Here is a 14,319-nt window from a genome sequence, read left to right as displayed (position 1 = left end):
CCCTTATGCCAACTGCCTTTGAACAAACCCTAACGGCCATTGATGCGCTTCACGCTCAAGATCCGCGCCAAACCACTCTTGTCGATGACACTACCCTGCCCCAGGAACTTGCCTACGCCCAGCGTATGAGCCATTGGCTTGATCCGCTGCAAAACAACCCCAATGAACTGCTGCGTTTGGCGGTACGCGCCCAGCATCTCCAACGCTGGTTGGTGCCGCGCAGCGATTACCCTGAAGGGCGCATTGGCTATTTGTCCTGGCGTCGCGATCAGAGCGAGCGCGCTGGCAACACTACTGCCCAACTGATGCGCGACGCTGGTTACAGCGTTGCAGACGCCGAACGAACCGCAACCATTATCCGTAAGAAAGGCCTAGGTCGCGACGCCGATGTGCAAGCACTGGAGGACTGCGCCTGCCTGGTATTTTTAGAAAACTACTTTGCAGATTTCTCGCGCAAGATTGACCAACAGCACATGGTGCGCATTGTGCAAAAAACCTGGGGCAAGATGTCTCCTCAGGCACATACACTTGCCTTGGCGCTGCCTATGAACGAGCCCTGTGCTGCGCTGGTAAAAGAAGCGCTGGGCGATGCATAAACCTCACCTCCAGGATGCAGAGCCGTGGTAGCTGCGGTAAAGTAGCGCAATCCCCTATCCGCTCCCAGCAGTGACGGCTTGATCAACTATGATTGCATCTTTGGATTCGCGTACGGCCCCGTTTAAACGCCTGAGCACGCATTACGTGCGTTTTCTAGACGCCTTGCGCGCTCGTGGCTTTGAAGGCGAAATTGCCCCGGACTATGCCAACCGCACGGTGCTGGCAACGGATAACTCGATTTACCAGCGCTTGCCCCAGGCTGCGGTGTTTCCTAAGCATGCCGAAGACCTTGAGCGCCTTGCCAAGCTGGCTGCTGAGCTGCCCCACCGCGATATCGTGCTCACCCCCCGGGGCGGCGGCACCGGCACTAACGGCCAGTCGTTGACCGACGGTATCGTGGTGGATGTGTCCCGCCATATGAACCAGATTTTAGAGATCAATGTAGAGGCACGCCGGGTACGCGTTCAGGCGGGCGTGGTGAAAGATCAGCTCAACGCGGCATTGAAGCCCCACGGGCTGTTTTTTGCACCGGAGTTATCCACTTCTAATCGCGCCACCATCGGCGGCATGATTTCCACCGATGCCAGCGGCCAGGGCAGTTGTGAATACGGTAAAACCCGTGACCACGTGCTAGCGCTCGATACGGTGCTGCTGGGTGGCCAGCACTTGCACAGCCGTGCGCTTAGTACTGAAGAAGAGCAGGCTGAGCGCCAACAAGAAGGCATTCTCGGCCGTGTGCATACCACCGCTGCTGAGATTATCGACCAACAGCGCGATTTGATTGAGGCAAAATTTCCGCCACTCAACCGCTGTTTAACCGGCTACGATTTAGCTCACCTGCGAGAGACGCAAGGCCAACTGAACCTGAACAGCCTGCTGTGTGGCTCGGAAGGCTCGTTAGGCTTTTTGAATGAAGCAGTATTGAACGTACTGCCGATCCCGAAGCACTCAACGCTAGTGAATGTGCGCTATGCCAGCTTTATGGAGGCACTGCGCGATGCCAAAGCCCTCATGACCGCCAGCGCTCGGCCCACCTCGATTGAAACCATCGATGACACCGTGCTGCAGCTGGCCATGGAAGACTTTGTCTGGGACAGCGTAGCTGAGTTTTTCCCCGCTACCGGCCACACGCCAATTCGGGGCATTAACCTGATCGAGTTTAATGACGATGATCCTGAGCGTTTGGCGGAACGGGTTCGCTCCTTTACCGAGCACCTTGGCCGCGATGTGACCGTCGAGCGCTTAGGCTACACCCTGGCCGAAGGCCGCCCGCAGATTCAAAAAGTCTACGCTATGCGTAAACGCTCGGTGGGTTTGCTGGGTAACGTGCAGGGCGAAAAGCGCCCGATTGCGTTTGTGGAAGACACCGCCGTCCCGCCGGAACACCTAGCTGACTTTATCAGCGAGTTCCGCGCCGCGCTGGATGCTCGGCAACTTTCCTACGGGATGTTTGGCCATGTGGATGCGGGAGTGCTGCACGTGCGCCCGGCACTGGATATGAAAGATCCCCAACAGGAAAAACTGATTCGTGAGATTTCCGATGAAGTGGCGGCTCTAACTCAGAAGTACGGTGGGCTGTTGTGGGGCGAACACGGCAAAGGCGTGCGTTCTGAGTATGGCCCTAAGTTCTTTGGTGAACTCTACCCCAGCCTGCAGCGCGTCAAAGCCGCGTTTGATCCACATAATCAGCTAAACCCCGGCAAAATTGCGTCCCCCGCAGAAGATCATGACCTGATCGCCAAAGACAGCGACCCTGAACTGTTAAAGGTCGATGGCGTTACCCTGCGCGGCCAGTTGGATCGCACCATCGACGAACGCGCCTGGCAGGCCTATGACGCTGCGGTGTACTGCAACGGCAATGGTGCCTGTTACAACTACGATGTTGATGACCCCATGTGCCCTTCCTGGAAGGCCACCCGCGACCGCCGTCATTCGCCCAAAGGCCGTGCCAGCTTGATACGTGAGTGGCTACGCCTGCAGTCTCAGGCGGGCATCGATGTGGTGGAAGAGTCGCGCAAGAAGAAAGCCGAAAACGGCTGGGGCTTTGTTAAAAGCTTTCCCCGTCGGGTGATGAACACCGTTAGCAAACAGCAACACCACGACTACTCTCACGAAGTTTACGATGCCATGGCGGGCTGCTTGGCGTGTAAATCCTGTGCGGGCCAGTGCCCGATTAAGGTCAACGTGCCGCAGTTCCGTTCGCAGTTTTTAGAGGTCTACCACGGCCGCTATCTACGCCCGCTGCGCGATTACATCATCGGTGGCACCGAATTCATGTTGCCCACCCTCGCCAAGGTCGCGCCGCTATATAACGCCCTACTCAACCAGCGCTGGGTAGACAGTCTGATGCGCAAAGGGTTGGGAATGAGCGACTCCCCGCAGCTTTCCCGTGCCAGCGTAAAGAAACAGCTAAGGGCTTGGGGCGTTGCGGAAGCCACTCCCACCTCGCTGGTGCTGCTTACCGAGCAGCAGCGCGCCAACAGCGTGATTATTGTCCAGGACGCCTTCACCAGCCACTTCGAAGCCAAGCTGGTGATGGACGTGGTGGAACTACTGTCGCGGTTGAGTCTGCGGGTGTTTGTGATGCCGTTTTCTGCTAACGGCAAACCGCTGCACGTGCAGGGCTTTTTAGGTGCCTTTGAGCGAACGGCAGAAAAACAGGCCAAGCGCCTGCGGGCGTTGGCAGAGTTTGAAGTGCCGATGGTGGGTATCGACCCTGCCATGACGCTGACCTACCGCCAGGAGTACATCAAAGCGCTAGGGGTAGAGCAAGTGCCTAACGTGCTGATGCTACAAGAGTGGCTAGCCACCCGTATTAACACGCTAGCGCCTAGCCAACTGAACTTAACCGACCCAGGCTTTAAGCTGCTTTCCCACTGCACCGAAAAGACCAACGCACCAGGCAGCCCCAAAGCCTGGCAACAGGTGTTTGCGGCGTTTGGTTTAGAGCTGGAGTTAGCCACCACGGGCTGTTGCGGTATGTCCGGCACCTACGGACATGAAACCCGTAATGTCGACACTTCTAAGACGATCTACGCCCAATCCTGGCAGCCCCAGGTGGAAGCCGAGGAAAACGCGGGCAAGCTTCTCGCCACCGGCTACTCCTGTCGTAGCCAGGTGAAACGCTACTCAGCACAAACGTTGCACCACCCGCTTCAAGCGCTGCTTGGGTGCTTAAAGCGGGCAGGCTAGTGCATGCTATTAACGTTTCAAACAACTAACGTTTCAAACAATGTCAGTTAAAAGAAGAGACGCTTAAGGGCCTGACCCGGGTCCTCTTCGCGCATGAAGGCTTCACCGACGAGGAAACCATTCACGTCATGGTCACGCATAAGTTCCACGTCATCCCGAGTTTGGATGCCGGATTCCGTGATGATCGTGACGCCTTCAGGGATTCGCGGCAGAAGATCTAAGGTGGTGTTAAGGCTGGTATCAAAGGTATGCAAATTGCGGTTGTTAATACCCACCAGCTTTAAATCCAGCGCCAGGGCTCGCTCAAGCTCAACAGCGTCGTGCACCTCGACGAGTACATCCATGCCTAACGCATTGGCTTGCTGATGCAGATCACGCAGCTGGGCGTCGTCTAGGGCAGCGACAATCAGCAAGATGCAGTCTGCACCGATAGCTCGCGCCTCGGTCACCTGGTAGCCATGGGTAATAAAATCTTTACGAATCACGGGCAGATCGCACGCATCGCGGGCGGCGATCAGAAAGTCTTCATGGCCCTGAAAAAAGTCTGCATCGGTCAATACGGATAGGCATGCTGCGCCGCCTTCGGCATAGCTTTTAGCAATATCCGCAGGATGAAAATCTTCACGCATGACGCCTTTAGAAGGCGAGGCTTTTTTAATTTCAGCGATGACTGCTGCGTCGCCTGCGATAATGCGGGCATTCAGCGCGTCAATAAAACCACGGGGAGCACTCTGCTTTTCAGCCAGCGCCAGCAGGTCTGCCTCGGTTACCGCCTGCAGGCGCTCGGCGACTTCTTCGTCCTTTCGGGCCAAAATGCGCGTTAAAATAGTTGGCGTTGCCTGGTCAGTCATTGGATTTTTATCCTTTAAAGACGCTAGTAAAGTGCGAAAGCTCTTTTAGCTTTTCAAGCGGCAGTTTAGAAGCTTGAGCATCCTGCGCGACTAATACGCCCTCTTTTAAGTTATCCGCTACGCCTGCGCAATAAAGCGCCGCGCCAGCATTGAGCGCCACCATATCAGCAGCCGCTCCTTCACCACTTAGCGCAGATTTTACTAACCGCAGGCTGTCTTCTGCACTGGTCGCTTTTAGCGCGGCAAGGCTTTGGCGCTCAATACCCAACTCTTCTGGGGTAATGGTGTATTCAGTAATGTTGCCATCTTTCAGTTCAGCCACCCGCGTGGGTGCAGCCAACGAAATTTCATCTAAACCATCTTCAGAGTGCACCACCAGCACGTGACGACTGCCAAGCTTTCGAAGCACTTCCGCCATTAACGGCACTAGCTCAAGCGAGTACACGCCCAGCACTTGATTAGGTGCACCGGCAGGATTAGTTAAAGGGCCAAGGATGTTAAACAGCGTGCGCACGCCCATCTCCCGGCGCGGACCAATAGCGTAGCGCATGGCCGGGTGATGGTTGGGGGCAAACATAAAGCCCACACCGACCTGCTCAATACAGCGCGCCACCTGTTCAGGTTTGAGATCAAGGTAAATACCGGCGATATCGAAAAGGTCTGCACTGCCTGAGGATGAAGAAACGCTGCGGTTACCATGCTTAGCCACATGAGCGCCCCCAGCGGCCGCCACAAAGCTAGCCGCCGTAGAAACGTTAAACAGGTTCGCACCATCACCGCCGGTACCGACAATATCTACTACGTTATCGGTGTGTAGCTCTACCCGCTTCATTAGCTCGCGCATAACCTGGGCCGCCGCGCTAATTTCCTCGGCGCTCTCGCCTTTCATGGCCAGCCCCACCAGCAGGCCACCAATTTGCGCATCGGAGGCTTCGCCGGTCATGATCTGGCGCATTAGCGCGTGCATTGCATCGAAAGAGAGGTCTTCGCGGCGCATTACCGCATTAATTGCATCTCGCATTTGCATGAACAGAAAAGCCCCTAAAGCGTATAAATTTGGCAGTTAGCCGCGTGTTAAAAAGTTGGCCAATAACGCATGGCCTTGGCGCGTGAGAATCGACTCAGGATGAAACTGTACCCCTTCAACATCGAGGATACGATGACGAAAGCCCATTATCAGCCCTGGCGTAACATCATCGTCTGCGGTCCAAGCGGTGACTTCAAAACACTCCGGCAAGCTTGCTTTATCTACCACTAACGAGTGGTAACGGGTCACTTCTAGCGGGTTTTCAAGCCCATTAAATACCCCTTGCCCACCGTGCACGACAGCAGACGTTTTGCCATGCATCACTTGGGGTGCACGCACTACCCTACCACCGTAAACCTGGCCAATCGCCTGATGCCCAAGACAAACGCCCAAAATAGGCAACTTACCCGCAAAGTGAGCAATCGCTGCCAGCGATACTCCCGCTTCATTAGGGGTGCATGGCCCTGGTGAAATAACTAAATGGGTAGGCGCTAAGGCGTCAATTTGTTCAAGGGTAAGCTCATCATTACGGTAGGTCACCACCTCGGCTCCCAGCTCGCCGAGGTACTGGACGATATTGAACGTGAAGCTGTCGTAATTATCGATCATCAACACACGTTGCACTGCCTGCACTTGTGCCATCGCCCCGCTTACTCCATCACATGAATCAAACCACTTTGCAAAGATGATACCCCAACCCAGGCACCACTTGCAGTGACAAGGGGCGTATGACGCATTCACATTTTATTTAGAGGGTACTAACTAGGAGCTCACTAGAGGTGCTAACCGACACGCCGCGTATTTGAACTCCGGTATTTTGCCGTAGGGATCAAGCGCTGGGTTGGTCAGCAGGTTGGCTGCCGCCTCTGCATAAGCGAACGGCACAAACACCATGCCATCAGGAATTTTTGAGTCCATTCTGGCGGTGAGCGTAATCGTGCCGCGTCGCGTTGTGATCGTCAGCTTTTCTCCTGGTGCAACGCCTAGGCGATTTAACTCGCCTGGGGAAAGACTGGCCACGGCGTCTGGCTCCAGGGCATCTAATACGTGGCTGCGCCGAGTCATGGAGCCGGTGTGCCAATGCTCTAGTTGCCGACCAGTGGTTAATACCGTGGGGTAAGCGTCATCTACCGGTTCGTCTGGCGGTAACGGGCGCGTAGGGGAAAATTTAGCTAACCCACCTTTGCGTGGAAAGGCGTCGCTGAACACCACATCCTGGCCAGGTAAATCTTCCGCTGGGCAGGGGTACGTTACCGAGCCTTCCCGCGCCAGCCGCGCCCAGCTGATGTGATTAAACGACGCCATACCTTGCTGCATCTCTACGAACACTTCCTGGGGGTGGGCGTAATTCCAGCTAAGCCCAAAGCGCTTGGCAATCTCCTGGATAATCCACCAATCGGGCTTGGCGTTTCCCGGTAGCGGCAGCGCCGCGCGGCCTAACTGCACCTGGCGGTTGGTGTTGGTCACAGTGCCGTCTTTCTCAGGCCAGGCGGAAGCTGGCAGAATGACATCGGCAAACTGGGCGGTTTCAGTGACGAACAAATCTTGCACCACCAGATGTTCAAGTTTGCCAAGGGCGGCTCTGGCATGAGTCAGGTCTGGGTCAGACATAGCGGGGTTCTCACCCAGGATGTACATACCGCGCACACTCCCCGCGTGGATAGCATCCATGACTTCGACCACCGTCAGCCCTGGTTCGGCACTGAGCGGAGTATTCCACAGCTCTTCAAAGGCAGCCCGCAATTGGCGATCACCCACCGGCTGATAGTCGGGCAACACCATGGGAATAAGCCCCGCATCGGATGCGCCCTGCACATTATTTTGTCCGCGCAGCGGGTGCAGACCAGTGCCTGGACGGCCTGTATGACCGCACGCCAGCGCCAATGAGATCAGACAGCGCGCGTTGTCGGTGCCATGGGTATGCTGAGAAATGCCCATACCCCAGAAAATCATCGCTTTCTCGGCGTTGGCGTAGCCCCGCGCCACCTCTCGAAGAGTCTCTGGCGCGACGCCACACAGCACGCTCATAGCTTCAGGAGTGCTATGAGCAACGCTGTTTTTCAATGCCTCAAAGCCTTCGGTATGCGCTTGAATATAGGCGTTGTCATAAAGCTCTTCGGCAATAATGACGTGGAGCAGCGCGTTGAATAACGAGACATCGCCGCCTGGCGTAAAGCGAACGCTCAGGCTAGCGTAAGCATCTAATGCCTGCCCGCGAGGATCGAGAATAATAATCTCAGTGCCGCGTTTGGCAGCTTGCTTGAAGAAGGTGGCCGCAACAGGATGGTTTACCGCTGGGTTACAACCCGTCAGGATCACCACATCTGCTTCCAGAGCCTGCATAAACGATGCCGTTACCGCCCCAGACCCCAGGCACTCCATCAGCGCAGCGACAGAACTGGCGTGACACAGCCGGGTGCAGTGATCAACATTATTGCTGCCAAACCCCGTACGCACCAGCTTTTGAAATAGCCAAGCTTCTTCATTGGAGCATTTAGCGCTGCCAAAGCCCGCCAAGGCTTCTGGGCCATGGGCGGCCTTGAGGTTCCTTAAGCCGCTGGCGGCCACGTCGAGTGCTTCTTCCCAACTGGCCTCGCGGAAATGACTGAGCGGCTTGGCAGGGTCAAAGCTTGGGTCGAGACCTTTAGCCACCCCCGGTTTGCGCAGCAGCGGCTTGGTTAGCCGTGCCGGATGGCTAACGTAGTCAAACCCAAAGCGCCCTTTCACGCACAGACGACCCTGGTTAGCAGGGCCGTTGCGCCCTTCTACATACGCCAGGGCGTCGTTATTCATATGGTAGGTAAGCTGGCAGCCCACGCCGCAGTAAGGGCAAACGGAATCAACCTGTCGCTGACTGTGTGAATCGCCGTGGCCAGCCGAACTCACCAACGAGGCAGGCATCAGCGCTCCCGTCGGGCACGCCTGAACACACTCGCCACAGCCAACACAGGTGCTATCGCCCATCGGGTCGTTAAAATCAAACACCACCGTGGCTGCCGCGCCGCGCTGAGCCAGACCAATCACGTCGTTGCTTTGCACCTCACGGCAGGCGCGTACGCACAGGTTGCAGGTAATACAAGCGTTTAAATTAACCTGCATGGCGGGATGGCTGGTATCTGGCTGTTGAACTGACGGCGCCACCACCGCGTGGCTAACAGGGGTTTTCCGGCGCGGTGGCAGCCATGCCTTAACAGCATGTTCATCCACTGAAAGCTGCTCGGCAGTCTTCCAAAAATGGCTGGAACGGTCGGGGCTTTCCGCTCGACTGGGCTGATCCGCCATGAACAGCTCCAGCACGGTTTCACGGGCCTGCACCGCGCGGTGAGAGCTTGCGCTGCGCACCACCATGCCCGGCGCTGCTTCACGTATACAGCTGGCCGCCAAGGTGCGCTCGCCGTCAATCTCGACCATGCAAACACGGCAGTTACCATCGGCACGGTAACCTGGAGCCTCTTTGAAACAGAGATGGGGGATGGTTTCTCCTGCGCGCTTGGCCACCTGCCATAGGGTTTCACCGGCATAAGCAGTCACTTCGTGGCCATCCAGCGTTAGCGCAAATTCAGTACTCATGGCGCGCCCCCTTCCACCGCATCGCTGACAATAACCTGCTGCTGGGCAAGCGCCGGTCGAAAATCTTTTAGCAGCCCAAGCACAGGATTCGGTGCAGCCTGGCCTAACCCGCAGATCGACGCGTCCTGCATTACTTGGGCCAGCCGAGTCAGCGCCTGTACATCCCAACGCTCGCTTTCAAGCAGGCTCAACATCTTTTCAGTGCCTACCCGACAGGGAGTACACTGACCACAGGATTCATCAGCGAAAAAGGCCAATAAATTAGTCGCAACGGCCTGTAAGTTATCGTACTCGGAGAGCACGATAATCGCTGCTGAGCCAATAAAGCAGCCGTGAGCATGCAGGGTATCGAAATCCAACGGAATATCCGCCTTGCTGGCGGGCAAAATCCCCCCAGATGCGCCGCCGGGAAGGTAAGCGGCAAGGGTGTGCCCTTCTGCCATGCCACCGCAATACTCATCAATCAGTTCACGCAGAGTGATTCCAGCAGGCGCGAGATACACACCCGGCTTGTTGACTCGACCGGAAACGGAAAAACTGCGCAAGCCACTTCGCCCATTGCGCCCGTGCTCAGCAAACCATGCTGCCCCCTTTTTCCAAATGCGTGGTATCCAGTAAACCGTTTCAACGTTATTGACCAGCGTCGGGCGGTTGAACAGCCCTTGCTGAGCCACATAGGGCGGCCGATGGCGAGGCTTGCCAGGTTTACCTTCTAGAGACTCAATCAGCGCCGACTCTTCCCCACATATATAAGCCCCTGCACCACGGCGCATGACGATAAGCCCTGGCTGTACGAGCTTGGCTTCTTCAAGCTCGGCAATCGCTTCATGCAGCACGCGGTGAAGTCCAGGGTATTCATCGCGCAGGTAAATATAGAGTCGCTCGGCATCTACCGCCCAGGCGCTAACCAGCGCACCTTCCAGAAATTGGTGGGGGGCTTTTTCAAGGTAGAAGCGATCTTTAAAAGTGCCGGGTTCACCCTCATCAGCGTTAATCACACAGTAACGCGGCCCTGCCCCTTGGCGCACCGCCTGCCACTTCTTAAAAGTGGGGAAACCCGCGCCGCCAAGTCCACGCAGCTGAGATTGCTCTAAGAGTGTGCTCAGTGCATCGACGCTTACTTGGCCGCTGCGGCACTGGGCCAGCAGTTGAAAGCCGCCGGCTTGCTGATAAGCCGTTAGACGCTGCCACACAATCGCTTCTGGATGAAAGTGGCCGGTATCAACCACCGCCTCGACGCCATCTGCCGTGGCGTACAGCACGTGGTGATGGCCAACTTCAGCTACTGGGGCGTGGTTACAGCGGCCCATGCAGGGCGCACGTATGATCCGCACGCCGTCAGGGTCGACGCGCTCCTCAAGCGCTTGTTGTAACGCACTGGCGCCTGCCAGCTGGCAGGAGAGCGAATCACACACGCGAATAGTCGTAGCAGGCGGTGGCGCTTGGTGGTCGTGTACCACATCAAAGTGAGCGTAAAACGTCGCTGTCTCGTACACCGCTGCCATCGGCAGGTTCATGTAGGAGGCTAAGGCGCGTAGCTCGACCAGTGATAAATAACCGTGAGCATCCTGAATAGCGTGCAAGTGTTCTATTAATAGGTCGCGGCGTTTAAGCGTGGGGTTGCAGCGCTCATCTCCCAAGAGGTCGCGTAGCGCTACTAGCGCCACAGGTGCCACAGCGCGCCCCTGAGGGAAACCACGACGTCGGCGTGAAGTCATACCAGTTTGTGAAGTCATTACACACTATCCAAAGGAGCTGTCTATAAACGCTGGGCTAGGCCATATAATGGCTAAGCTTTGGCTGAATATACAAAGTAACTAACCCTATTATCGACCATGTTTATTTTGCGTATTTTGCAGCCTGTTTTAACAGCATAGAGGCTAACCCCACAGGACGAAACCCGTTGTTGCATCAACGCTACGGTGCCGAGAAGTCAAACGGCCTGGCAACAGAATGAAACTGGCAACGTGCCTGTACTATCTTTATTATCTGCCGACTTTTTAATGCGTTAGGAGCGTGACATGGACAATCGAGCACCTTGGATAATCACGCTCGTATTGATGACGACTGTCAACAGCACTCACGCGCTGGGCGACACCTCGTTTAACGTTATCGCTTCGTTTTCAGTCATTAAAGATTTAGTGAAGCGTGTGGCGGGCGACAGCATCAACATTACCACTATTGTGCCAACAGGTGAGGATGTGCACCGCTGGGAGCTTCAACCGCCAAATGCCTTGGCCGTTGAAAAAGCTGACATTGTTTTCTATAACGGATATGGATTAGAACCATGGATACGCCATATCGAAGCCATGGCAAATGATTCACTAACGCTGATAGCCCTTGCAGAAAGCGCCAATTACGAGACGCTAGCAATCCCAGTAGGCCACTATAAGGACAGCACTGATCCGCATATGTGGATGGACCCGAAAGGGGCGGCCGCTTATGTTGATGTGATAGAAAAAACGCTTATTGAACACTATCCCGAGCAAGCTGATGCGTTTACCACGCGTGCCGATGAAACTCGTGAAGCACTAGCGCAGCTCGATCATCAACTTAGTGAACGCTTGGAAGGCATTCCGCACACAAATCGTATGCTCACCACTAGCGAGGCCTCTATGGCCTATTTTGCCCGCGCGTACGACTTTGAGTACGCGGCCATTTGGGGCATTGGCAGTGAGACGATTGGCAGCGCACAAGCAATGGAAGCCATGAGTATGCGACTTTCACAAAAGCGCCCTCCTGCACTTTTCTATGAAAGTACATCGCCCTACATCCACATGGATGCGCTTGCCCGAGAAACTGAGCTTGCGCTGGCAGGGCCTTTATATATAGATACTTTAAGTGATGCCGATGGGCCTGCCTATAACTACCCTGCTATGTTGCGCCATAACACAGAGTTACTACATGAATATTTAGGCGGTGCACGGGCTGAAGAGTAGCCCTAGCACCGCTTAACTTATTCCGTTAGCGCTAGCAATGAGTCAATAATCAGATCCGGCTGGCTATGCTCAATTGGTTCGCCATGGTTATAGCCGTAAGGTAGCGCCACGGTGGCAAAGCCAGCAGCCTTGCCAGCAGCAATATCGTGGCGTGAATCTCCTACCATGACACATGCTGAAGATGGAATATCCAGCTGTTGGGCCACATGAAGTAGCGGTAGCGGGCTGGGTTTTTTCTCGGCAAGCGTGTCGCCGCCAATGCAATATGTAAAAAGTGTTAACAGACCAAAATGGCTCAAAATTGGCGCAATAAAGCGCTCTGGCTTGTTAGTAATCAGTACCAGTGGATAGCCTGCCTTATGCAAATCGTGTAGCGCTGTTTGCACGCCTGGATAGAGCTGAGTTAGCGCATTAGGAGCAGCACCATAATGGCGCATAAAAGCTTCATAGGCGGTGGTTTGCAATACCTGCCCTGGCGCTTCTGCTAACGCCCAGGTCAGCGCTCTTTCGACTAGCACCTGAGCACCATTACCCACCCAGTCTCGCACGCGCTCTTCACCAGGTAGAGGCAGTCCAACATCACCAAGCGCATGCTGAACCGCTACCGCCAGGTCTGGCACTGAATCAATCAACGTGCCATCTAAATCAAACGCAATTAATCGCTTACCCTGCAAAATGGCGTGCACGTGGCTCTCTCCCTAAACTATTGCCATTAGAATATTCCAATACAGATCAGACGCATCCGCTGTTAACTTTTATTATCTTACCTGCTTAGCGCGTCGTCAGACACGCGAGAAAGTTCTATGCTGTTGCTATCTTAGGCAAGGAGAAAGTAATGGCCATTCCTCGAATTGTGATTGTGGGCGGCGGTGCCGGTGGACTTGCCCTAGCAACACGCTTAGGGCGCACGCTCGGCAAAAAAAGGCGCGCCGAGATTGTGCTGCTCGACCGCAATGCTACTCATGTATGGAAACCACTGTTACATGAACTCGCTACCGGCGTGCTGAACTCCAGCATGGATGAAGTGGATTATCGCGGCCACTCTTCCGCACACCATTACCGCTACCAGCGTGGTTCTTTAAATGGCCTTGATCACGCACAAAAAATCATTCACCTAGCGCCAATTAAAGATGAGGACGGCATTGAAGTACTTCCAGCCAGGGAGCTTAGTTATGACTACCTCGTATTAGCGCTGGGCAGTGTTTCCAATGACTTTGGCACCACAGGCGTTGCTGAGCACTGCCATTTTATTGATTCACCCCAGCAGGCCAAGGCGTTTCAGCGCGATATGATCAATACCTTTTTGCGCTATACCGATCCAGAACTGCGCCAGCATAAAGAGCTGACCATTGGCATAGTCGGCGGCGGCGCAACAGGCGTCGAGCTTTCCGCAGAACTTCTAGATGCTTCGCGCTTGCTTAACGCCTACGGCGTAACCGCGATAGACCACCAAACGATTAGCGTACACCTCATCGAAGCGGCGCCACGCCTGCTGCCTGGCTTATCAGAACGTATTAGCGAAACCGTGCAACAAGAGCTCGAAAATATGGGCGTAAACGTCCATGTCGGCACCGCTATTCAGGAGGCTGAGGAGTATCGCTTAGTGACAGGCGATGGCGAGATTATCGAAACTGACCTAAACGTGTGGGCGGCGGGCATCAAAGCGCCGCCATTTCTGGCAGAACTTGGCCTGACAACTAATAAAAAGCATCAGCTTAGCGTTCATCAGACGCTGCAAAGCGTGGATGACCCGCATATTTTTGCCATGGGTGATTGCGCTAACTGCCCTCAAGGCGAAGAGGGCTCCGTTCCACCCAGGGCCCAGGCAGCTCATCAACAAGCCAAGGTGCTTGCTAAAAACTTAGTTCGGTTATTGGATGACAAACCACTTAACGACTTTGTCTATCGCGACCACGGCTCGCTAGTGTCGCTTGCCCGTTACGATGCGGTGGGAAACCTAATGCGCAGCTCTGCGTCTCGTGGACTATTTTTGGAAGGCTGGTTGGCGCGCCAAGCCTATGCATCGCTTTATCGAATGCATCAGCTGTCTATTCATGGCGCACCCAAAACGGGACTCGCGTGGCTGGTTGATAAGCTAAATCGCTACTTAAAGCCCCGTATGAAATTGCATTAAGTTGTACGC

10 protein-coding genes are annotated in these 14,319 nt (G+C 55.1%); 4 read left to right on the top strand and 6 right to left on the bottom strand.

Annotated features, from left to right (window positions below; genetic code table 11):
- Positions 1–5 precede the first annotated feature (5 nt).
- Together CR46_RS0104320 and ydiJ are read left to right on the top strand one after the other, a co-directional pair.
- Positions 6–596 (top strand): DUF4202 domain-containing protein, encoded by a 591-nt coding sequence (locus tag CR46_RS0104320; protein WP_030070280.1) that lies wholly within the window; start codon positions 6–8, stop codon positions 594–596.
- A gap of 88 nt (positions 597–684) precedes the next feature.
- On the top strand, positions 685–3,789 hold the full coding sequence (gene ydiJ / locus CR46_RS0104315) for a D-2-hydroxyglutarate dehydrogenase YdiJ (RefSeq protein WP_030070279.1): 3,105 nt from the start codon (positions 685–687) through the stop codon (positions 3,787–3,789).
- A gap of 47 nt (positions 3,790–3,836) precedes the next feature.
- Here ydiJ and trpC read toward each other — a convergent pair whose 3' ends face one another.
- The 5 genes from trpC to CR46_RS0104290 all read right to left on the bottom strand — a co-directional run bounded on the left by trpC (position 3,837) and on the right by CR46_RS0104290 (position 10,973).
- Positions 3,837–4,640 carry an indole-3-glycerol phosphate synthase TrpC gene (trpC, locus tag CR46_RS0104310; RefSeq protein WP_030070278.1) on the bottom strand — a complete coding sequence of 268 codons (804 nt, stop codon included), beginning with the start codon at positions 4,638–4,640 and terminating at the stop codon, positions 3,837–3,839.
- Between the two features lie 7 nt (positions 4,641–4,647).
- Positions 4,648–5,667 (bottom strand): anthranilate phosphoribosyltransferase, encoded by a 1,020-nt coding sequence (gene trpD / locus CR46_RS0104305; protein ID WP_030070277.1) that lies wholly within the window; start codon positions 5,665–5,667, stop codon positions 4,648–4,650.
- Positions 5,668–5,703: 36 nt separating this feature from the next.
- Positions 5,704–6,309 (bottom strand): anthranilate synthase component II, encoded by a 606-nt coding sequence (locus CR46_RS0104300; protein WP_030070276.1) that lies wholly within the window; start codon positions 6,307–6,309, stop codon positions 5,704–5,706.
- 120 nt (positions 6,310–6,429) lie between these two features.
- Positions 6,430–9,237 carry a formate dehydrogenase subunit alpha gene (gene fdhF, locus CR46_RS0104295; protein ID WP_030070275.1) on the bottom strand — a complete coding sequence of 936 codons (2,808 nt, stop codon included), beginning with the start codon at positions 9,235–9,237 and terminating at the stop codon, positions 6,430–6,432.
- Positions 9,234–10,973, bottom strand: a complete 1,740-nt coding sequence (locus CR46_RS0104290) for an NADH-ubiquinone oxidoreductase-F iron-sulfur binding region domain-containing protein (RefSeq protein ID WP_030070274.1) — start codon at positions 10,971–10,973, stop codon at positions 9,234–9,236. Before CR46_RS0104290 ends, fdhF begins: the two co-directional genes overlap by 4 nt.
- Positions 10,974–11,258: 285 nt before the next feature.
- Here CR46_RS0104290 and CR46_RS0104285 point away from each other — a divergent pair, with 285 nt between their 5' ends.
- Positions 11,259–12,176, top strand: coding sequence for a metal ABC transporter solute-binding protein, Zn/Mn family (locus tag CR46_RS0104285; protein ID WP_030070273.1), 918 nt, complete (start codon positions 11,259–11,261; stop codon positions 12,174–12,176).
- Between the two features lie 17 nt (positions 12,177–12,193).
- Here CR46_RS0104285 and CR46_RS0104280 read toward each other — a convergent pair whose 3' ends face one another.
- Positions 12,194–12,862 (bottom strand): phosphoglycolate phosphatase, encoded by a 669-nt coding sequence (locus CR46_RS0104280; RefSeq protein WP_030070272.1) that lies wholly within the window; start codon positions 12,860–12,862, stop codon positions 12,194–12,196.
- Positions 12,863–13,011: 149 nt separating this feature from the next.
- Here CR46_RS0104280 and CR46_RS0104275 point away from each other — a divergent pair, with 149 nt between their 5' ends.
- Complete coding sequence (locus tag CR46_RS0104275) at positions 13,012–14,310, top strand: NAD(P)/FAD-dependent oxidoreductase (protein ID WP_030070271.1); 1,299 nt, start codon at positions 13,012–13,014, stop codon at positions 14,308–14,310.
- The last annotated feature ends 9 nt before the right edge of the window (positions 14,311–14,319 follow it).

The sequence above is a fragment of the Vreelandella neptunia genome (assembly GCF_000712975.1).
In the GTDB taxonomy this organism is placed as follows: domain Bacteria; phylum Pseudomonadota; class Gammaproteobacteria; order Pseudomonadales; family Halomonadaceae; genus Vreelandella; species Vreelandella qaidamensis.
The sequence above is the reverse complement of the archived record's forward strand: the minus strand, read 5'-3'. Positions and strand labels throughout refer to the sequence as shown.

Excerpts from the sequence above, each read along its gene's own strand:
- CR46_RS0104275 (WP_030070271.1), top strand. The coding sequence starts at position 13,012 with ATGGCCATTCCTCGAATTGTGATTGTGGGCGGCGGTGCCGGTGGACTT.
- trpD (WP_030070277.1), bottom strand. The coding sequence starts at position 5,667 with ATGCAAATGCGAGATGCAATTAATGCGGTAATGCGCCGCGAAGACCTC.
- CR46_RS0104290 (WP_030070274.1), bottom strand. The coding sequence starts at position 10,973 with ATGACTTCACAAACTGGTATGACTTCACGCCGACGTCGTGGTTTCCCT.
- CR46_RS0104300 (WP_030070276.1), bottom strand. The coding sequence starts at position 6,309 with ATGGCACAAGTGCAGGCAGTGCAACGTGTGTTGATGATCGATAATTAC.
- trpC (WP_030070278.1), bottom strand. The coding sequence starts at position 4,640 with ATGACTGACCAGGCAACGCCAACTATTTTAACGCGCATTTTGGCCCGA.
- ydiJ (WP_030070279.1), top strand. The coding sequence starts at position 685 with ATGATTGCATCTTTGGATTCGCGTACGGCCCCGTTTAAACGCCTGAGC.
- CR46_RS0104285 (WP_030070273.1), top strand. The coding sequence starts at position 11,259 with ATGGACAATCGAGCACCTTGGATAATCACGCTCGTATTGATGACGACT.
- CR46_RS0104320 (WP_030070280.1), top strand. The coding sequence starts at position 6 with ATGCCAACTGCCTTTGAACAAACCCTAACGGCCATTGATGCGCTTCAC.
- fdhF (WP_030070275.1), bottom strand. The coding sequence starts at position 9,237 with ATGAGTACTGAATTTGCGCTAACGCTGGATGGCCACGAAGTGACTGCT.